The 18,799-nt window shown below is 64.9% G+C and carries 17 protein-coding genes and 1 tRNA gene; 8 read left to right on the forward strand and 10 right to left on the reverse strand.

Features of this window, described 5'->3' with window-relative positions; genetic code table 11:
- Position 1: 1 nt before the first annotated feature.
- The 5 genes from ACVIW0_RS31570 to ACVIW0_RS31590 form a co-directional block, all read right to left on the reverse strand.
- Positions 2-1,132, reverse strand: coding sequence for an acyl-CoA dehydrogenase family protein (locus ACVIW0_RS31570; protein ID WP_461355910.1), 1,131 nt, complete (start codon positions 1,130-1,132; stop codon positions 2-4).
- Positions 1,133-1,152: 20 nt separating this feature from the next.
- Entirely contained in the window at positions 1,153-2,334 is a 1,182-nt protein-coding gene (locus tag ACVIW0_RS31575; protein WP_461355911.1) for an acyl-CoA dehydrogenase family protein, read from the reverse strand.
- Positions 2,335-2,346: 12 nt separating this feature from the next.
- Positions 2,347-3,084, reverse strand: a complete 738-nt coding sequence (locus ACVIW0_RS31580) for an SDR family oxidoreductase (RefSeq protein ID WP_461355912.1) — start codon at positions 3,082-3,084, stop codon at positions 2,347-2,349.
- 50 nt (positions 3,085-3,134) lie between these two features.
- Positions 3,135-4,649, reverse strand: a complete 1,515-nt coding sequence (locus ACVIW0_RS31585; protein WP_461355913.1) for a class I adenylate-forming enzyme family protein — start codon at positions 4,647-4,649, stop codon at positions 3,135-3,137.
- Positions 4,650-4,735: 86 nt separating this feature from the next.
- Positions 4,736-5,374, reverse strand: a complete 639-nt coding sequence (locus ACVIW0_RS31590; RefSeq protein ID WP_461355914.1) for a DsbA family protein — start codon at positions 5,372-5,374, stop codon at positions 4,736-4,738.
- Between the two features lie 210 nt (positions 5,375-5,584).
- On the opposite strand from ACVIW0_RS31590, the gene ACVIW0_RS31595 reads away from it, so the two are divergent.
- On the forward strand, positions 5,585-6,097 hold the full coding sequence (locus tag ACVIW0_RS31595) for a winged helix-turn-helix transcriptional regulator (protein WP_461355915.1): 513 nt from the start codon (positions 5,585-5,587) through the stop codon (positions 6,095-6,097).
- 41 nt (positions 6,098-6,138) lie between these two features.
- Here ACVIW0_RS31595 and ACVIW0_RS31600 read toward each other — a convergent pair whose 3' ends face one another.
- Together ACVIW0_RS31600 and ACVIW0_RS31605 are read right to left on the reverse strand one after the other, a co-directional pair.
- Entirely contained in the window at positions 6,139-7,179 is a 1,041-nt protein-coding gene (locus ACVIW0_RS31600; protein ID WP_461355916.1) for an alpha/beta fold hydrolase, read from the reverse strand.
- A gap of 118 nt (positions 7,180-7,297) precedes the next feature.
- The gene (locus ACVIW0_RS31605) at positions 7,298-9,619 is read right to left on the reverse strand and encodes a molybdopterin guanine dinucleotide-containing S/N-oxide reductase (RefSeq protein ID WP_461355917.1); all 2,322 of its coding nucleotides are present in this window, start codon (positions 9,617-9,619) and stop codon (positions 7,298-7,300) included.
- Positions 9,620-10,050: 431 nt separating this feature from the next.
- Here ACVIW0_RS31605 and ACVIW0_RS31610 point away from each other — a divergent pair, with 431 nt between their 5' ends.
- From ACVIW0_RS31610 to ACVIW0_RS31620, 3 genes are all read left to right on the forward strand, one after another.
- Positions 10,051-10,713: a hypothetical protein gene (locus tag ACVIW0_RS31610; protein WP_461355918.1), complete on the forward strand. Its 663-nt coding sequence runs from the start codon at positions 10,051-10,053 to the stop codon at positions 10,711-10,713.
- Positions 10,710-10,976 carry an HGGxSTG domain-containing protein gene (locus tag ACVIW0_RS31615; protein ID WP_461355919.1) on the forward strand — a complete coding sequence of 89 codons (267 nt, stop codon included), beginning with the start codon at positions 10,710-10,712 and terminating at the stop codon, positions 10,974-10,976. Before ACVIW0_RS31610 ends, ACVIW0_RS31615 begins: the two co-directional genes overlap by 4 nt.
- A gap of 260 nt (positions 10,977-11,236) precedes the next feature.
- Entirely contained in the window at positions 11,237-11,437 is a 201-nt protein-coding gene (locus ACVIW0_RS31620) for a hypothetical protein (protein ID WP_461355920.1), read from the forward strand.
- 275 nt (positions 11,438-11,712) lie between these two features.
- Here ACVIW0_RS31620 and ligD read toward each other — a convergent pair whose 3' ends face one another.
- Positions 11,713-12,636 carry a non-homologous end-joining DNA ligase gene (ligD, locus tag ACVIW0_RS31625; RefSeq protein ID WP_461355921.1) on the reverse strand — a complete coding sequence of 308 codons (924 nt, stop codon included), beginning with the start codon at positions 12,634-12,636 and terminating at the stop codon, positions 11,713-11,715.
- Between the two features lie 567 nt (positions 12,637-13,203).
- Here ligD and ACVIW0_RS31630 point away from each other — a divergent pair.
- The gene (locus tag ACVIW0_RS31630) at positions 13,204-13,341 is read left to right on the forward strand and encodes a DUF3606 domain-containing protein (protein WP_461355922.1); all 138 of its coding nucleotides are present in this window, start codon (positions 13,204-13,206) and stop codon (positions 13,339-13,341) included.
- 793 nt (positions 13,342-14,134) lie between these two features.
- Entirely contained in the window at positions 14,135-15,397 is a 1,263-nt protein-coding gene (fabF, locus tag ACVIW0_RS31635) for a beta-ketoacyl-ACP synthase II (protein ID WP_461355923.1), read from the forward strand.
- A gap of 193 nt (positions 15,398-15,590) precedes the next feature.
- Here fabF and ACVIW0_RS31640 read toward each other — a convergent pair whose 3' ends face one another.
- Positions 15,591-16,187, reverse strand: a complete 597-nt coding sequence (locus ACVIW0_RS31640; protein WP_461355924.1) for a TetR/AcrR family transcriptional regulator — start codon at positions 16,185-16,187, stop codon at positions 15,591-15,593.
- Positions 16,188-16,282: 95 nt separating this feature from the next.
- Between ACVIW0_RS31640 and ACVIW0_RS31645 the strand changes: the two genes are divergently transcribed.
- Entirely contained in the window at positions 16,283-17,578 is a 1,296-nt protein-coding gene (locus ACVIW0_RS31645; RefSeq protein ID WP_461355925.1) for an MFS transporter, read from the forward strand.
- Between the two features lie 44 nt (positions 17,579-17,622).
- On the opposite strand, the gene ACVIW0_RS31650 is transcribed toward ACVIW0_RS31645, so the two are convergent.
- Positions 17,623-17,697 (reverse strand) — tRNA-Glu (locus ACVIW0_RS31650).
- Between the two features lie 648 nt (positions 17,698-18,345).
- On the opposite strand from ACVIW0_RS31650, the gene ACVIW0_RS31655 reads away from it, so the two are divergent.
- Positions 18,346-18,798: a (2Fe-2S)-binding protein gene (locus ACVIW0_RS31655; RefSeq protein ID WP_461355926.1), complete on the forward strand. Its 453-nt coding sequence runs from the start codon at positions 18,346-18,348 to the stop codon at positions 18,796-18,798.
- Position 18,799: the final 1 nt, after the last annotated feature.

An 18,799-nucleotide genomic window follows, 5' to 3' on the forward strand; every position in this document is an offset into this window, starting at 1 on the left:
CTTAGGCGGCCGCGTCGAGCTGCGCATAGCGCAGCACGTGGTAGGCGGGATCGCCGAACTGGATGTTGATGGAGGAAATCCGCTTGAAGTAATGGCCGACATTGAGCTCGTCGGTCATGCCCATGCCGCCGTGCAGCTGCACCGCCTGGTCGGCCACGAACTTGCCGGCATAGCCGATCTTCGATTTGGCCCCCGAAGCCAGCCGCGAGACGCCGGCCTCATCGTCCCGAAGACTGAGGCTGAGATGCTGCATCAGGGACAGCGTCTCCTGATGCGCGATAAACATGTCGACCATCCGGTGCTGCAGCACCTGGAAGCTGCCGATCGTGACACCGAACTGCTTGCGCGCCTTGGAATATTCCAGGGTCGCCGCATTCAGCTCGCCGATTGCGCCGACCGCCTCGGCGCAGAGCGCGCCGATGGCGCGGTTGCGGCAGGCCTCCAGCGCAGCCACGCCCTCGCCTTCCCTGCCGAGCAATTCCGCGCGCACGCCGCGCAGGCTGATCTCGGCCGCCCTGCGGCCATCGATCGTCTTGAAGCTCTGCAAATCGAGATTGGCAGCGCGGCGATCGACCACGAACAGGCTGACGCCCCCGCGATCATGCCGATGGCCCGAGGTACGGGCGGAGACGATCAGGTAATCCGCCCAGGGCGCGGCCAGCACCGCGGTCTTCTCGCCGGTGAGCACATAGCCGTCGCCATCCCGGCGCGCGGCGGTGGTGACGGTCGCGAGATCGAACCGCGAGTCCTTCTCGGTCCAGGCGAGTGCCCAGAGCTTCGATCCGGCGATGATGTCGGCGATGTACGCCTGCTTCTGCGCGTCGGAACCAACCTGCTCGATCAGGCCGCCGGCAACGACGACGGTCTCGACAAACGGCTCCACGACAAGATGCCGGCCGAACTCCTGCATGATGATCATGGTCGACAGCGGTCCGCCGCCGAGCCCGCCGGCGGCTTCCGAGAACGGCGCAGCGAGCAGGCCAAGCTCTGCGAAAGCGGCCCATTGCTCACGGCCCAAACCATCCTCGCTCGCGACGATCTTGCGGCGGGCCTCGAAATCATACTGGTCCCGCAGCAACCGCTGCACGCTGGACCGCAACAATTCCTGCTCTTCCGTGAACTGGATATCCATCCGATCCTCGTCGGCTGTAACTAGAGACCAAGCACCGCCTTGGCGATGATGTTGCGCTGAATCTCGTTCGATCCGCCGTAGATCGAGAGCTTGCGCGAGTTGAGATATTTCTCCGACGCCGTGTGGCCATAATCCGGCCCCGGCATGAAGTGGTTGGCGCTGACCGGATGCTCGCGAATCGCAAGCCCGTAATTGCCGATCGCCCGATGCGTCAGCTCGGTGATATTCTGGAAGATCTCGGTGCCGCGAATCTTGAACAGCGAGGCCGCAGGCCCGGGGTCGATGCCGCGCGCCATCTGGGCGACGACGCGCAACTCGGTTGCCTCGAGCGCCAGCACGTCGAGCTCGACGCGGGCGATGTCCCGGATGAATTCAAGATGCGCCGGATCGTCTTCCGGGATTTCGGCCTTGACGATCTTCTTCAGCCGATTGAGATAGCGCGTCGAGCGGCCGATGCCGGCCATGCTGGTGCGCTCATTGCCCAGCAGGAATTTTGCGTAGGTCCAGCCCTTGTTCTCCTCACCGATCAAATTCTCGGCGGGGACGCGGACGTTCTCCAGAAATACGTCGTTGACCTCGTGCGAACCGTCGATGGTGATGATCGGACGCACGGTGACGCCCGGCGATTTCATGTCGATCAACAGGAACGAGATGCCGGACTGCGGCTTCGCCGTGGGATCGGTGCGAACCAGGCAGAAGATCCAGTCGGCGTGCTGCGCCAGCGTGGTCCAGGTCTTGTGGCCGTTGACGATATAGTGATCGCCGTCGCGCACCGCCTTGGTGCGGACGGTGGCGAGATCCGAGCCGGAGCCCGGCTCCGAATAGCCCTGGCACCACCAGTCCTCGCCGGACAGGATGCGCGGCAAGAACTTCTGCTTCTGCGCGTCGTTGCCGAATGTATAGATCACGGGGCCGACCATGGTGACGCTGAACGCCAGCGGCGGCATCGTGCCCGCACGCGTCGTCTCCTGCTCGAAGATGAAGCGGCGGGTGATCGACCAGCCGGGCCCGCCATATTCCTTGGGCCAGAGCGGCGCGATCCAGCCTTTCTTGTGCAGGATGCGATGCCACAGCAGCATCTGCTCCTTGCTGAGATCGGTCTCCGGGTTGGCGACGCGCATCTCCGCCGGATAATTATCCTTGATGAAGGCGCGAACCTCGTCACGAAACGCCGCATCTTCCGGGGATAGCGCGAGCTCCATCTGACCTGCTCCCTACCACTTCTCGCCGAACGGCCGGATCTCCAGCTCGAAAGTCCAGGCGCTCTTCGGCTGCTGGTAGAGCTGCCAATAAGCGCCGGCGACCGATGCCGGCGGCATCAGCAGATCGGGATTGTCGAGCGCGTTCGGGCCGAGCGCCTCGAGGCGGCGCTGCCGCACCCATTCGGTGTCGACGCCGGAATCGATGATCAGATGCGCGACATGGATGTTCTTCGGACCGAGCTCACGCGCCATCGCCTGCGCCACGGCGCGCAGGCCGAACTTGGCGCTGGCGAAGGCGGCATAACCGCTGCCGCCGCGCAGCGACGCAGTGGCGCCGGTGAAGAAGATATTGCCCTCGCCGCGCGCCGTCATCAGCCGCGCCGCCTCGCGTCCGGCCAGGAAGCCGGAATAGCAGGCCATCTCCCAGACCTTGCGGAACACCCGTTCGGTGGTTTCCAGAATCGGGAAATTGACGTTGGCGCCGATGTTGAAGATACAGACCTCGAGCGGCGCATGCTTGTCGGCGTCGTTGAGGAACGCGGTGATCTCCTCCTCCTTGCGCGCGTCGAGTGAGCGCGCGTGGATCTCGCCGCCGGCCGCCTCGATCTCCTTGACCAACGGCGCGAGCTTGTCGCCGTTGCGGCGGCCGGCGAAGATCGTAAAGCCCTCGGAGGCGAACTTCTTGGCGATCTCGCCGCCGATGAAATCACCGGCACCAATGACGGCAACCGTCCTGTTTCTCTTCTGCATGGTGTTCTCCGGTCGTTTGTCTGAGTGAACTGATCAGCGGCGCGGCAGCTTCAGCTGCGCAACGATTCCGCAAGCTTGTGCTTCAGGAGCTTGCCCGTCGATGTGGCGGGCAGCGCATCCATCAGGATAATCTCCGACGGCCGCTTGTACGAGGTCAGTTGCGGAGCAACATGGGCCATCAGGTCCGCCGCGGTGACGGTCGAGCCCTTGATCAGCTGAACGAAGGCGACGACCTCCTCGTTGCCCTCGACCGCCCGACCGACCACGGCGCATTGCACCACGGCATCGTGGGTGCTCAGTACCGCCTCGATCTCGGCCGGATAGACGTTGAAGCCGGAGCGGATGATCATCTCCTTGGTCCGCCCGACGATATAGAGTGCGTCATTCTCGAAACGGGCCAGATCGCCGGTGTTGAACCAGCCGTCGGGATCGATCGCCTTGGCGGTGAGATCGGGCGCGCGGTAGTAGCCGCGCATCACATTGGGGCCGCGAACATGCAGCTCGCCGACTTCGCCTGGGGCAACCGGCTTGAGGTCGCGGCCGACCAGCTTTGCTTCGAGGCCCGGCATCACGGTGCCGACTGCGTGGTCGGCCCGCGGATTGTCGGGACGCACGCCGGATATGCCCGGCGAGCATTCGGTGATGCCGTAGCCATTGAGCAGCGGCAGGCCGAGTTCCTGCTCGACGCGGGATTTGAGCTCAAGATCGAGCGGCGCGCCGGCCACCGAGATGACCCGCAACCGACCGCGATCCAGCTTCGGCAGACCGGCGTTGCGGCGGTATTCCAGCAGACGCTGATACGTCGCGGGCACGCCGTTCAGGATCGTGATGCCCTCTTCGGTCATCGCCTTGACCAGCGCGGCCGGATCGTATTTCGCGACCAGCCGCACGGTGGCACCGACCATCAGGGTCATCGTCAGCAGCGAAATGCCGACGATATGCGAGATCGGCAGCACGCAATATTGCACGTCGTCAGCCGTCATCTTGCGGAACGCGGCGGTGCCGCGGGCGCTGAACAGCAGATTGCGATGCGTCAACATCACGCCCTTTGGCGTGCCGGTGGTTCCGGACGTGTAGATCAGAACCGCGACCTGGCTTGCGCCGTCGGATTCGACCGGCTCGGCGACGGTTGCCAGATTGAGGCTGGTGACGGCGATGCCGCGCAGCGGGCCGACATCCTGTATGCCGGCCTCATAACGCGCGGCGTGTGTGGCCGCCTCCTGCGAAACGTCGGCCGTCAACAACACGCGGCGGGCGCCGCTGTGATCCCTGATCTGGTCCAGCTCGCGCGGCGACAGCCGCGGATTGACCACGATCGACCAGACATCGAGCCGGCTCGCCGCCAGCAGCAGACACGCCAGTGGGATCGAGTTCTCGCTCACGATCATCATGCGGTCGCCGGCGCGGATTCCCAACGCCTGCAGAGCCCCTGCAACGCGATCGACCGCCTGATCGAGCTCGCGATAGGTCAGCCGCATCTTGTCGTCGATCAGCGCCAAATGATCTGGCGTCGCCACCACGTGATGATTGATCACCTCATGGATACGGTTGGGCAAGCCTTCCACGCTTCCTTCCGTCACTTGCGTCAACGCCTGCACTGAAACCTCCCTGTCGCTGCCCTTTGGGCTTGTTGTGTTGAGGAATTTCCCGCTCAGGCGGTCTTGCGCTGCCCTGTTGCCAGCTGCGCGACGATCTCTTCCTCGACCTCGCGCACCTTGTCCTTGCCGAAGAAGATCTCGTGGCCGACAAAGAACGTCGGCGATCCGAACGAGCCGCGCGCCACCGCATCGCTGGTATTGTCGATCAGCCTCTTCTTGACGTCGTCGTGCTGGGCGCGAGCGATGATGCGGTCGATGTCGAGACCCGAGGACAGGAACGCTTCGCGGAACACCTGCGGGTCGTCCATCTTCTTCGGCTCGACCCACATGTGATGATAGGCCGCGCGGAAATACGGTTCGAACACGCCTTCGAACTGTGCGGCCACTGCGCCGCGCATCAGCGCCAGCGTGTTGACCGGGAAGAACGGGTTCATGGTGAACTTCGTGATGTTATGGCGGCGCAGGAAGCGCTCGGTCTCGAGCGCATTGTATTCCGGCTTGTTCTTGATGCCGCGCAGCGACTCGCCGGGCGACATGTTGCCGGTCGCCTTGTAGACACCGCCGAGCAGCACCGGAATGTAGTCGAACTTGACACCGGTGCGCTTCTCGATGGCGGCCAGCGCGAGCTCGGCGAGATACGCGTTAGGGCTTCCGAAATCGAAGTGGAATTCGACCTTCAGCGGAGCTGCCATGGAACGCTCTTCCCTTCGATTGGCATCGGCCGTCTGCCACGGCCTGGATTGATCGTGGCCCGGACCTTAAGTTCTATTTTAGAACTGTCAATATGATATTTATCATGCAATAGCCGATCTGCTGCTGTTTTCTGCGCATCCTATTGAGATCGCGTCAGTTCTGTTTTAGAATTTGAGTTGCGATGTCGTCGCAGATCGCTGGAGACGCCGATGAAATGGGATGCCCTCGAAGAAGAGCCGTGCTCGCTGGCTCGCACCGTGGCTGTGATCGGCGACCGCTGGAGCCTCTTGATCCTGCGCGAATGCTTCCTGCGCATCCGCAGGTTCGATGACTTCCAGGCATCGCTCGGCATCACTCGGCATCTGCTCGCCGACCGGCTGAAGAAGCTGGTGCGCTTCGGCGTGCTGCGCAAGATTCCCTATCAGGACGCGCCGAAGCGCTACGAATACATCCTGACGCAGAAGGGGCTCGACCTCTATCCGATCATCATGTCGATCGTGCACTGGGGCAACATCCACATGGTCGACGCGCGCGGCCGGCCGTTGCTGCACGAACACAAGAGCTGCGGCAAGATGTTCGACCCTGTGATGGTCTGCTCGGAATGCGGCGAACCGCTGAGCGCGAAGCACGTCCATGTGCATCCTGGTCCCGGCGCCCGGCGATCGTCGCCGGTGCACGCCAGCGCGCGGGAGCGCACCAAGCGCGTCGCCGGGCAAAGCTAGATTTTGCAGAACCAGCCGGCGCAAACAGCCGGCCGGCCGCCCTACTTGACCAGCATCGCGCCGGTTTCCGGATGCTGCAGCCAGCCGAGCAGCGCGTCATGGAAGCGCGCCGGCGCCTGGATCTGCGGCGAATGGCCGAGGTCGGGGAATTCGATCAGCTGCGCATGCGGGATCCGCTTGGCGGCTTCCTTGCCCAGCACCGGATAATTGCCGAGTGTCTTGCGGATCTCCGGCGGCGCGGTGTCCTTGGCGATCGCGGTGGTGTCCTTGTCGCCGACGAACAGCAGCGTCGGCGGCTTGATCTGCTCGAATTCGTAGAACACCGGCTGGGTCGCGATCATGTCGTAGAGCCGCGCCGAGCTCGATGCCACGGCGGCGCGGCCCTCGCCGCGATACATGCCAGCGAGCATCTGGACCCAGGTCTCGTAGGATGCATCCCAGGTGTCGGCGTAGTAAGTCGCGCGCTCATAGGCGCGGATGCTGTCGGCGGTGACGCGGGTCTCGCGCTGCATCCAGCCGTCGAGGCTGAGCCACGGCACGCCCTTGGCCTTCCAGTCTTCCAGCCCGATCGGATCGACCAGCACCAGGCGGTCGGTGGCCTCCGGATACATCAGCGCGTAGCGCATCGCGAGCATGCCGCCGGTCGAATGGCCGACCATGATCGCATGCTCGATGCCGAGCGAGGCAAGCAGCGCGCGGCTGTTGCCGGCGAGCTGCTGGAAGGTGAACTGATAGCGTTCCGGCTTGCTTGATTTGCAAAAGCCGACCTGGTCCAGCGCGAGCACGCGATAGCCGGCACCGCTGAGCGCCTTGATGGTGCCGTCCCAGGTGGCGGCGCAGAAGTTCTTGCCGTGCAGCAGCACCGCGGTCTGGCCGTTCGGCGTCGCCGGCTTGACGTCGAGATAGGCCATGTCGAGCTCCTGGCCCTGCGAGCTGAAGCGATAATGCTCGACCGGATAGGGATATTCAAAACCCTGCAACTCCGGCCCATAGGCCGGCTCAGTGGCCGATTGCGCCCATGCATTGGACGAACCGAGCGCGACGGTCGCGGCGACGGCAACAAACAGGGCTTTCAGGTGCATCTCGACAGGTCCAAGATCAGGTGATTTCCTGATGCCGTAGCCGAACGTGTGGGCGCCATCCAGCGTCGACAGATGATTTGTTCGTGATCGGCCGTGAATCTGCGACAAACAGGTGAAATCACGCCGGATCGAACGCCCGGATCGGCGGCAGATTGCCGTTGAAGCGTTCCACCTGAACGGTCGTCAGCTGTCCCGTGCAGCCCTGCGCGAAAGATGACGTGCCGATGTCGCGGGTCAGCACGTTGGGATTGCCGTGCACGCAGAGCGGCGCCTCGTCCTCGGGATCCATCGGGTCGTACCAGGCGCCGGTCGGCAGCTGCACCACGCCGGGCGCGATGCCGTCGGTGACGTGCACCGCGGCGAGGCAGGCGCCGCGCGAATTGAAGATGCGTATGATGTCGCCGTCGGCGATGCCGCGCGACTTGGCGTCGCGCGGGTTCATCCGCGCGACCTCGCGGCCGCGATGCTTGGCGTCGAGCGAGTGGCCGCCGAAATCGAGTTGGCTGTGCAGGCGCGTCACCGGCTGGTTGGCGACCAGGAAGCACGGCGCGTCTGATGTCGGCGTGTCTGATTTCGCGAGCCAGACCGGATGACCCGGACAATCCGCATCGCCGTGGCTAGCGATCTTCTGCGAGAAGATCTCGATCCGCCCGCTCGGCGTCGGCAACGGCCGCGCCACCGGGTCTTCGCGGAAACGCCGCAGCGAGCCGCCGTCGTCAGGCTGTTGCGGCACCACCAGGCTGCCCCGCGTCCAGAATTCGTCAAAAGTCGGCGCCTCCAGCCCGCGCGCGGCGAGCGCCTTGCGCGTCGGCTCATAGAGATGTTCCAGCCACTCGCGCGACGTGCGGCCCTCGGTGAAGGGCTCGCGCGCCCCGAGCCGCTCGGCGAGATCGGCAAAGATCTCGTAGTCGTCGCGCGCAAGGCCGAACGGCTCGGCGATCCGGTGCATCGCGACCATCAGGGGATCGTTGCTGGAATAGCCGATGTCCTCGCGCTCCAGCGTCATGGTCGAAGGCAGCACGATGTCGGCGTGACGCGCGGTGGCGGTCCAGGCGAGTTCGTGCACCACCAGCGTATCGAGCCGCGCAAACGCCTTGCGCAGGCGATTGAGGTCCTGGTGATGGTGGAACGGGTTGCCGCCGGCCCAGTAGACCAGCCGGATATCCGGATAGGTCCGCGTCTCGCCATTGTAGCGATAGGACGTGCCGGGATTGAGCAGCATGTCGGCGATGCGCGCCACCGGAATGAAATCGGCGACGCCGTTGCGGCCCTGGCCGAGCGTCGGCCCCGGCACCGCGTTGACGCGGCGCCCGTAGTAGCCGATCGCGCCGAGCGAATAGGCATAGCCGCCGCCGGGCAGGCCGATCTGGCCGAGGGCGGCCGCCAGCACCATGCCCATCCACACCGGCTGCTCGCCATGCTCGGCGCGCTGCAGGGAATGCGACACGGTGATCAGCGCGCGCCGCCCGGCGAGCCGCCGCGCCAGCGCCGTGATGGTGCCGGCATCGATGCCGCAGATCGCGGCGGCCCATGCGGCGCTCTTGGGCACGCCGTCGCTCTCGCCGGTGAGATAGCGCAGGAACACCGGCCAGCCCTCGGTGTAGCGATCGAGGAAGGCTTGGTCGTGCAGGCCTTCGCGGACCAGCGTGTGGACGATGCCGAGCATCAGCGCGGTGTCGGTGCCGGGTGTCGCGGTCAGCCATTCGGCGCCGGCCTCGACGGGGAGATCGTCGCGCAGCGGGCTGACCAGCACGAACTGGCAGCCGCGGCGGTGCGCGGCTTCCATCGCGCCGCGCTCGACATGCTTGCTGATCGAGCCGCCGGCCACCATCGAGTTCTTCAGCGCCATGCCGCCGAACGCCAGCACGATCTCGGTTTCGGCTACGATCTGCTCCCAGGTGACGTTGCGCTTGGTGATGTCCTCATAGCCGGTGAGGATCTGCGGCAGCAGCACCGAGGAGGCGCCGGAGGAATAGGTGTTCACCGAACGCACATAGCCGCCCATCGCGACGTTGAGGAAGCGATGCACCTGGCTCTGCGCGTGGTGGAAGCGGCCTGCGCTCGACCAGCCATAGGAGCCGCCGAATACCGCGCCGGGGCCGATCGTGTCGCGGATCCGCGCCAGTTCGCCGCCGAGCAGGTCGATCGCCTTGTCCCAACTGACCGAGACGAATTCGTCGCGGCCGCGGCGGTCGTCGGGCCCCGGCCCGCGCTCCAGCCAGCCGCGGCGGATCGCAGGCCGCGCGATGCGGGCCTGGTGGCGCAGCGCGCCGGGGAAGTTGTTGATGATGCCGTTCGGATCGGGATCGCCGCCATAGGGCCGCACCTCGAGCCCGGCCCGGCCGAACCGCGCGGAAAACACCCCCCAATGCGAGGTGTGCGGCTTGAAACCATCGGACAGATCGAGGGCTGGATCGGGATGGCCAATGGTCTCAGACATTCAGCGGCGTCCTTCGCAAGCGGGCAGCGGGCCCGGTCATCACAATGCCGCCAGTATAACGATCCGCATCCCGATGTCTCCGAATGCAGGGTTGCTGAAAACGCAGGAACCCCCGCGCTGCGATGCGGATCGCACCGTGCCCATCAAATATGGAGGAACAACCCCATGCAAAGGAGCAGACGGCCGCCGGCGCGTAAATGACGACTTGACACGTCGGGCAACTCAGGGGCACACTTCCAATATTCCGAAATCGTGCACACCCGCGTCGTCCCGCCCCAGGCGGAGCGCGGCGGCGGCGCGATTGCGGCCGCCAATCCTCACCCACCATTGCAACTGCACCGCCTCGCCGCGGCGAGCCAACGCCGCTGCGTGGCCACAAACGCGCGCGCGTGCCGCGCGCCCGCCAGGAGAACTCGACATGGACACCGTCTTTGGACACCGCTCCCGACCTCACGCCGGCGCCGGCGATCGCCGCATCAGGCCCGACCCAAGCCACCGCCGCCCCGCGGGTGACGTTCTCGCCGCAAGGTTTCGCCATCGACCATCCCGATCCCGTGCTCGGCGAACGGCTGATGGCGAACGCGCTCGGCGCCCCCGATCGCGAGGCGATGGAGGGTATCCTCAGGCAATTGGTCAAGGCCGGCGTGAGCCGCAGGAAAGCCGACAAGGTCAACGTTGCCTTCATGATCTCGATGGTGAAGAGCATCGGCCCGCGGGATTCCGTCGAGGCCATGCTGGTGGCGCAGATGGTGTCGGTTCATGTGATGGCGATGCGCTGCGCCCATCAGCTCGCCTATAGCGAGGACCTCGCCCAGCACGACAGCGCGGCGCGCGCGCTGGGCCGGCTGACCCGCACCTTTCCCGCCCAGATCGAGGCGCTGAGCCGCTACCGCAGCCAGGGCGAGCCCGCCATCAGGGTGCAGAACGTGAAGGTGACGGACGGCGGCAACGCGGTTCTCGGCAACGTCACCCAGCATGCGAGCGTGATCGTCTCCGACCAGCCCCCGACATCCGCGCCGCGGCAAGCGCCGCCGGCCGTGGGCGCCAGGCGACGGCGCGAAGCCGCAGATAGCACGCAGGACGCACAGGCATGAGCGATCATGCCAGGCATATCGGCCCGATGCTGGCGAGCCCACGCTGCGGCGCCAAAACCCGCTCTGGCAGCGCATGCCGCGCGCCGGCAGTGCACGGCAAGAGGCGCTGCCGCATGCACGGCTGCGCCAAGGGATCCGGCGCGCCGAGGGCGAACCGGAATGCGCGGAAGCATGGCTGGTTCGGCGGGGATGCGATCGCGGAGCGGAGGGAGATACGGGCGTTGTTGGTGGAAGCGCGGAGGATGCTGGAGGGGATAAAGTGACTGGGTTTCCGCAGGCTAGGCTACACGGATATTTCGCAGGCCCCTTTAGCCGCATACTGCGGGCGGATACTAACCAGAAGGTCTTGCCGTGGCTGGCTGGCCGCCATTGGGTTTCCTGCGCCCGAATCAACCGCTGAATTGAATCAGCCCTGCGTAGCGGAGCCAAGATAATTTGTTGGGCGCGGCCGACGCTTAAGCGCCGGTCGCGCCGGGCCCTACTGGAAGAAGTGACGGGCATCGCCCTCGCTCGGAGGTACCGCGTGTCTTATTTTGAGGGTCCGGACCGGCTAGCCCATCATATCTCTGCCCTAGCCTGTGATGCGGTCGAACTGGACGAGTTCGAGCAGTTGCTCATTGGCCTGTTCGCGCATCGGATCACACGCCCGGAAATGAACCTCCTTCAGGCCCAGTATCTGCGTGAAGCTAAGCCGAGACGTTTGATCCGTTCCAATTACGGGTGACAGTGCATTAAATCACCAACTTAAGTGCACTGTCACTGAAACTGACCGGCCAGCAAGGGCGCAGCGACATGCGGGGACGCACCGCCCTTGAGCCTCGCTTCATTCTGGCTCGAATCCCTGCGGCAAACGAGGGAGATCGTCATCCGGCTGGTTGCAGGCCGGACAGGGCGCGCCGGCACCGCCGCAGGTGCAGGCGTGCGGGCCGGTCCATGGCTGGTCCTGATGGTTCTCGCACACCCATCTTGTGTCGTCGCACAAACTGCGGCGAGGCGTGCTCATAGGTCTTCTCGCACACCGCGAAAGAACGGATGCCGTACCTTTCCCTCGGCGGATTTGGCGCGGTACTCGATCTCGGCCAGCACCTTCGGCTCGACCCATATGCCCTTGTGCCTGATGCGCTTGGCGTAGGGCTGCGTCTTGCGGATCAGCGGGGTCAGGCGCTTGCGCAAATCAGCGGCCGAAGCCTTGTCAAAGCCGTGGTCGACCTTGCCCGCATAGATCAGTTCATCGCCCCGTCGCCTCCCGAGGTAGATGCCGTCCCATTCGTTGCCGTCCAGTGCAAATCCCGCGATTGTCAGTGTCTCGCGCTGGGCGCAGGTTTTCTTGACCCAGTCGCGGCTGCGCGTGCCCGTCGGATAGACGCTGTCCGTGACCTTCGAGACCACGCCCTCATAGCCGAGCTTGCAGGCATGGGCGAACATCTCGCGACCGTCGACCTCGAAGCTTTCGCTGAACTGGACCTCCGTGCCAGCGATGAGCTTCTTCAGCACGGCCTTGCGCGCTTTCAACGGCAATTTTCGCAGATCGCGGCCGTTGAGATAGAGCAGATCGAAGGCAACCAGCACGATCCGGGTCGAGTGGCCGCGCAGTTCGTTCTGCAGCACTGAAAAGTCGGTGGTGCCGTCTGGCGAAGGTACCACGATTTCACCATCGATGATTGCGGAGGCCGCGGAGATATGCCAGGCGTCCTCGGCAATCTTCTTGAATCGCTTGGTCCAGTCATTGCCCCGGCGGGTGTAGACCCTTACCTCTTCATTGGCGAGATGAGCCTGGACGCGATAGCCGTCGAACTTGATCTCGTGAATCCAGCGGGCGCCGCTCGGCACCTTGTCGATCGGCGTCGCCAGCGCCGGCGCGATGAAGCCGGGAAAGCGCGCCTTGGTCCCGATCGGCTCGGGCTTCCTCCGCTGAAACGCCACGACGCAACTCACAAACAATGAATGATTCAAAGTGGCACGATCGCAATCGTTCCGCCGCGCGGGTCCGCGGCTGGAATTGCCAATCTTAACCCGCGTTGGCCTTTACCGACAGGAGGCCAGAATGGCAAAGCAAGGGAAGAAACAGACCGCGCGGGCTCGCAAGTGCTAGCTATTACGGTGACAGAAGTGCACTGTCACCGAAACTCCGCTGATCCAAGAGCCGCCGGCCTAAATCCTGTCGAAAATCGCTAGCGCGCGCTCAAAATGATCGAGCAGGATTTGACCATGCGTCATTGCCCCTCGCGCTTGCGCTCCTCAATTGCGAGATGCCATTTTATGAATTCAGCTCGCTCTCTCGTAAGTTTCTGGGCGATGTCGCCATTCCTGAGAAGAGCAGGACCCTTTCGCTCCCGGTCATAGACCATCCAGCCAGTGGTTCCCATCCGAACGAGGAACCTGGCTTGCACAACGTAATTCACCGGCGCCCCCAATAGACAGATGCGATCCGTCAGTTGGTCATCCGCCAGCGGCGGCGTCATTTCACTATGTGAATCGCAGGGTATCGATTTGAGCGAACGCTACGAGGTGCAGAAGGCCGGCAAATCCACCGCGTCGGTGCAGACGGCCGTAGAGAAGGTCGGCAACAGCCGCAAGCGCGTTGAACGGCGGCTTGGCTCTGGGCCAATGAAGAAAGCGCGACGTTAGCCATTTGCGGACAGCCACCTGCGAAACCAGAGCAGGCGGCGATTAGGAACGATCTCGGGCCGGGAACATTAGGCAATCGTGGATGCGTTTTCCGGCCCCCAAGTTGGCGCTCCACGTTCAGTCCCAGCGTTCCTCCCCAGAACGCTGGGACTTATTCTTGGTCGGGACTAACAAAAATCGGCAGCATGGAGCCATGCAATGCGCCCGACTGCTCGTATCCGCCGAGTTCGATAGGGTGACGCATGCGGACCAATTACGCGTGGATTCGCAGGAGGCGCTGTTGATCGCAGCGTCTGACGACCAAAGTGTTGACTTAGACCCCAGCGGTGTCCCCGATCTGGGGTCTTTTTCTTGGGCGCGCATGCCATCGCGTTCTGGTGCGGGCTTGGAACCGGATGCAGCTGGTTCCATGCTGTGTGTCCACAGGACGACAGGCCGGGAAAAAACGGAAAATTCAGTGACAAACTGACGTGGGTTAATGATGAGCCCCTGCCCCACGGAGCAGGCTGATTTCCCCCAAAGAGCGAGGAATGAGCCATGCAGGGAAGCACTCGCGTCCAAAGAGAGTTGCAGTTCTGGCTGACCATGCTGCTGAGCCTGTCGCCACTGTGGATTGCAGCCGGTCTTTTGCTTTTCCTGAGCCATTGAGACGGACGTACCGGAAGACAAGCGCGACGTGGCGTCGCGGGTTGCGTCCGGTCGATCAATGTAATAGATGATGATCGTCATATAACGAGCTGGCCCGAAACGCCGGCACTTCGAGCTACGGCGGCCAGCACGCGACAGGAGCACCATGCGTCGAATCGTAGTGACGGGCCTCGGCACAGTGTCCCCGCTGGGCTGTGGCACCGAACTGGTCTGGTCGCGGCTGCTGGCGGGGCAGTCGGGGCTTCGCGTCTTGCCGGAATGGGCAGCGAGCCTTCCGGCGCGGGTCGCAGGCATGGTGCCTGACAAGGCCGCCGATGCGACGGGCGGGTTCGATCCTGATCTCGCGGCGCCGCGCAAGGACCAGAAAAAGATGGACCGCTTCATCCTGTTCGCTCTGCTGGCCGCGGCGGAAGCTGTGGCGCAGGCCGGCTGGATGCCGGCCGAGGCGCGGGCGCAGGAGCGCACCGCGACCGTGATCGCAACCGGGATCGGCGGGTTTCCCGCGATCGCGGACGCCGTGCGCACGGTTGAGAAGAGCGGCACGCGCCGGCTGTCGCCGTTCACCGTGCCCGCCTTCCTGGCCAATCTCGCGGCCGGGCACATCAGCATCCGCCATGGCTTCAAGGGTGCGATCGGCGCGCCGGTGACGGCTTGCGCGGCGAGCGTTCAGGCGATCGGCGATGCCGCGCGGTTGATCAGGTCGGGCGAGGCCGACGTTGCGATCTGCGGCGGGGCGGAGGCCTGCATCGATCCGGTGAGCCTCGGCGGCTTTGCCGCCGCGCGGGCGCTGTCGACGTCGTTCAACGACACGCCTTCGCGCGCGTCGCGGCCGTTCGATCGCGACCGCGACGGGTTCGTGATGGGCGAAGGCGCCGGCGTGCTTGTGATCGAGGAGCTCGAGCATGCGCTGCGGCGCGGCGCGCAGCCGATCGCCGAGCTCATCGGCTACGGCACCACGGCGGACGCCTATCATATCACCGCAGGTCCCGAAGACGGCGACGGCGCCCGCCGCGCGATGCAGGCGGCGATCGCGCAGGCCGGCTTGCGGCCCGGCGAGATCCAACATCTCAACGCGCACTCGACATCGACGCCGGTCGGCGATCTCGGCGAATTGGAGGCGATCAAGCGCGTGTTCGGGCGCGAAGGAGGGATTGCCGTCAGCGCGACCAAGTCGGCGACCGGACATCTGCTCGGTGCGGCCGGCGGCGTCGAGGCGATCTTCACGATCCTGGCGCTGCGCGATCAGGTCGCGCCGCCGACGCTCAACCTGGACAACGCCGATTCCGCCGCTGAAGGTATCGACCTCGTCGCCAATGCCGCGCGGCGGATGGCGATCGAGCATGCGATCTCGAACGGCTTTGGATTCGGCGGCGTCAACGCCAGCCTGGTGTTTCGACGCTGGGCCTGAAGGCGGCCGGCGCCTCACCTCTCCCCGGCGGGGAGAGGTCGATTTGCGAAGCAAATCGGGTGAGGGCTGCAGGTCTCACGAGGGACCGTGCCCCTCACCCGGGCCTCACCCGGCGCGGAGCCTGTACTCGGACGTCGCGAAGCGCCGATCCGGGTGCGCCGACCTCTCCCAAGGGAGAGGTGGACGTCCGAGCTCACCCCTTCGCCACGCTCGCATCGATCAGGAGCTTCGCCACCGCGAGCGCCGACTGCGCCGGCCCATCCTCCGACTGCTGGCCGGTGACGTAGATGCCTTCGATCAGCAGCAGCAGGGCATCGCCGAGCACCGCGGGGTTGCGCGCGCCCATGCCGGATGCGAGCTCGCGCAGGCGCTTGCGAAACCGCTTCTTGTGCGCCTCGGCGACCTGCCGCGCGGGATTGTCGCGCGCCGGATATTCCACGGTGGCGTTGGTCAGGCCGCAGCCGCGATAGCCCTCGCGCACGGCGCGCGCCGACAGGATGCGGATATAGGCCAGCACCTGCTCGCGCGGATCGCTGTAGGATTTTCCGCCGGGATGCTCGAACCTCTCCCAGAAGTCCGCCTCGTAGTCGCGCATATAGGCGGCGGCGAGATCGTCCTTGGAGGCGAAGCTGCGATAAAGGCTCGGCTTGGTGACGCCGGCCCGCTCGACCACCTCGTCGACGCCGACCGCGCGGATGCCCTCGCGGTAGAACAGCTCGGCCGCGGAGGCGCGGATCCGGTCGGCGGCTTTGGCCGGGCGCTCCGCGGCTGGCTCGACGGCTTTCTTCATGACGGCTCCTCCCGGATTTTTCCACGCGGCCCGCTTGACAATGTTACTGACCGGTACGTATACACGAGGCATCGCAATACGTACCGGTAAGTAACATGCCCAGCACCCCGCTTCAAGTCGCCCGCGTGTCGAGACGCCCGTTCGGGCAGAACTACGCCTTCGTCGTCGTCGCCGTGATCTTCCTCGCGCTGCTCGCCTCCGCCGGCCTGCGCGCGACGCCCGGCGTTTTGATGCTGCCGCTGCAGCAGGCGTTCGGCTGGGACGTCGGCGTGATCTCGTCGTCGGCCGCGGTCGGCATCTTCCTCTACGGCCTCGCCGGCCCGTTCGCCGCCGCCGTGATGCAGCGCTTCGGCATCCGCCGCACGGTTCTGGGCGCGCTCGTGCTGATGGCGGCCTCGACCGGCGCCAGCACTTTCATGACCGCCCCGTGGCAGCTGTTCCTGACGTGGGGACTGCTGTCGGGCATCGGCTCGGGCGCGGTCGCCAACGTGCTCGGCGCCACCATCGTCAATCGCTGGTTCACCACCAATCGCGGCCTCGTCATGGGGCTTTTGACCGCGTCGACCGCGACCGGCACGCTGATCTTCATGCCGGGCCTCGCGGCGCTGGTGGCGTGGGGCGGCTGGAAGCCGGTGGTGCTGACGGTCGCCGCATGCTGCGCGGCGCTGATCCCGCTGGTGTATTTTCTGGTGCCCGAGCGGCCCGCGTCGGTCGGCCTGCGCTCGTTCGGCAGCCGCCACGACGATCAAGCCGCGCCGCCGGCGGCCGGCAATCCGTTCGCCGCCGCGCTCAGCAATCTGGTGCGCGCCGCCAGGACGCGGGCGTTCTGGTTCCTGTTCGCCACCTTCTTCATCTGCGGCTTCACCACCAACGGCCTGGTCGGCACCCATCTGATCGCGTTCTGCGGCGACCATGGCATCGTCGAGGTGCAAGCCGCGAGCCTGCTCGCCTTGATGGGATTCTTCGACCTGTTCGGCACCACGCTGTCGGGCTGGCTCACCGACCGTTTCGATCCGCGCAAGCTGTTGTTCCTGTATTACGGGCTGCGCGGCCTGTCGCTGATCTACCTGCCGTATTCGGATTTCTCGCTTGCGAGCCTGTCGGTGTTCGCGGTGTTCTACGGTCTCGACTGGATCGCGACCGTGCCGCCGACCGTGCGCATCGCCAACGAAGCGTTCGGCGACAAGAACGCGCCGCTGGTGTTCGGCTGGGTGGTCGCCGGCCATCAGCTCGGCGCCGCCTTCGCCGCGTTCTTCGCCGGCTTCATGCGCTCCGCGCAGGGCGATTACCTGCAGGCCTTCATGATCGCAGGCGCAACCGGCATCATCGCCGCCGTACTGTCGCTGACGATCACGCGGCGGCCGGCGCAACCGGTGCTCGCCGCGGCGTGAGGCCGCGGAACGACGGTGCAATCAGGCAGGAAATCGGGGGGAAATGGCGCTCCCTAGGGGAATCGAACCCCTGTTTCAGCCTTGAGAGGGCCGCGTCCTAACCGCTAGACGAAGGGAGCGTTGAGAGGCAAGGCAATAGCCTTGAAATCACCCCGCCGCAAGATGGCTTGTGCATTGCGGCGGGGATTTTGTCATCCATGCTTACCATGCCGTACCCTGCGGTTTCGGCACGGATGGGGCCTGGGAACGCCAGCCGCCTTAGCTGTCGTTCCGGGGCGCGCGAAGCGCGAACCCGGAATCTCGCGCCATACTTCCGGATTCCCCGGTGCGCAATTGCGCACCTGAGGTTCATCGCTGCGCGATGCCCCGGAATGACGTGTGAGACGAGATACCGCCCTCCTTGCCCGCCATACAGACCAGCGGAGCGGCCCGCGCCGATTGCATGATGACCACCCTTGATGACCAGGATGTCATCTCTCGATCATGCACGGCCCTGCTTTCGCCAAATGGAAATGCAAAACACTTGGCTGTGAAGTCACCCGTCGCCTGCCTCTGCTAACATCGCAGCCCTTCACCATGCTGCGCCTGCACGGCGCCGGACAAGCGAGAGGAGTGCTTGGAACAAAGCGCGCAGGCCCTTGGCGCACGGCAAATTTGGCTCACCAACATCTTGGCAAAAACAGACATCAGCGGACGCTGGCGATGGAAGACGTTCCGCGCCTCGCGCCGCAACCGGTCAATAGCTTAAAAAAGAGCGAGGAAAGACCATGATCAAACTAAAAATCAACGGCCAGGAACAGAATTGGGACGGCGACCCGAACCTTTCGCTGCTGTGGTATCTCCGTGACGAAGCCGGCCTCACCGGCACCAAATACGGCTGCGGCCAGGCGCTGTGCGGCGCCTGCACCGTGATCGTCGACAAGGAGGCGGTGCGCGCCTGCATCACCGCGGTGTCCGACGTGGTCGGCCGCGAGGTCACCACCATCGAGGGCCTGCATCCGTCCGGCGACCATCCGGTGCAGAAGGCGTGGCGCCAGGTCAACGTGCCGCAATGCGGCTATTGCCAGGCCGGCCAGATCATGCAGGCCGCAGCGCTGCTCGACCAGAACCCGAAGCCGAGCCACGACCAGATCCGCGAAGCCATGGCGGGCAATATCTGCCGCTGCGGCTGCTATCAGCGGATTGAGAATGCCGTGCATCTCGCATCGACGGGGGTGTGAC

The organism is Bradyrhizobium sp. USDA 4454, assembly GCF_054822705.1.

What these genes read in the sequence shown, in the direction of transcription:
- ACVIW0_RS31570 (WP_461355910.1), bottom strand. Translation starts at nt 1,132, where the DNA reads ATGGATATCCAGTTCACGGAAGAGCAGGAATTGTTGCGGTCCAGCGTG.
- ACVIW0_RS31575 (WP_461355911.1), bottom strand. Translation starts at nt 2,334, where the DNA reads ATGGAGCTCGCGCTATCCCCGGAAGATGCGGCGTTTCGTGACGAGGTT.
- ACVIW0_RS31580 (WP_461355912.1), bottom strand. Translation starts at nt 3,084, where the DNA reads ATGCAGAAGAGAAACAGGACGGTTGCCGTCATTGGTGCCGGTGATTTC.
- ACVIW0_RS31590 (WP_461355914.1), bottom strand. Translation starts at nt 5,374, where the DNA reads ATGGCAGCTCCGCTGAAGGTCGAATTCCACTTCGATTTCGGAAGCCCT.
- ACVIW0_RS31595 (WP_461355915.1), top strand. Translation starts at nt 5,585, where the DNA reads ATGAAATGGGATGCCCTCGAAGAAGAGCCGTGCTCGCTGGCTCGCACC.
- ACVIW0_RS31600 (WP_461355916.1), bottom strand. Translation starts at nt 7,179, where the DNA reads ATGCACCTGAAAGCCCTGTTTGTTGCCGTCGCCGCGACCGTCGCGCTC.
- ACVIW0_RS31605 (WP_461355917.1), bottom strand. Translation starts at nt 9,619, where the DNA reads ATGTCTGAGACCATTGGCCATCCCGATCCAGCCCTCGATCTGTCCGAT.
- ACVIW0_RS31615 (WP_461355919.1), top strand. Translation starts at nt 10,710, where the DNA reads ATGAGCGATCATGCCAGGCATATCGGCCCGATGCTGGCGAGCCCACGC.
- fabF (WP_461355923.1), top strand. Translation starts at nt 14,135, where the DNA reads ATGCGTCGAATCGTAGTGACGGGCCTCGGCACAGTGTCCCCGCTGGGC.
- ACVIW0_RS31640 (WP_461355924.1), bottom strand. Translation starts at nt 16,187, where the DNA reads ATGAAGAAAGCCGTCGAGCCAGCCGCGGAGCGCCCGGCCAAAGCCGCC.
- ACVIW0_RS31645 (WP_461355925.1), top strand. Translation starts at nt 16,283, where the DNA reads ATGCCCAGCACCCCGCTTCAAGTCGCCCGCGTGTCGAGACGCCCGTTC.
- ACVIW0_RS31655 (WP_461355926.1), top strand. Translation starts at nt 18,346, where the DNA reads ATGATCAAACTAAAAATCAACGGCCAGGAACAGAATTGGGACGGCGAC.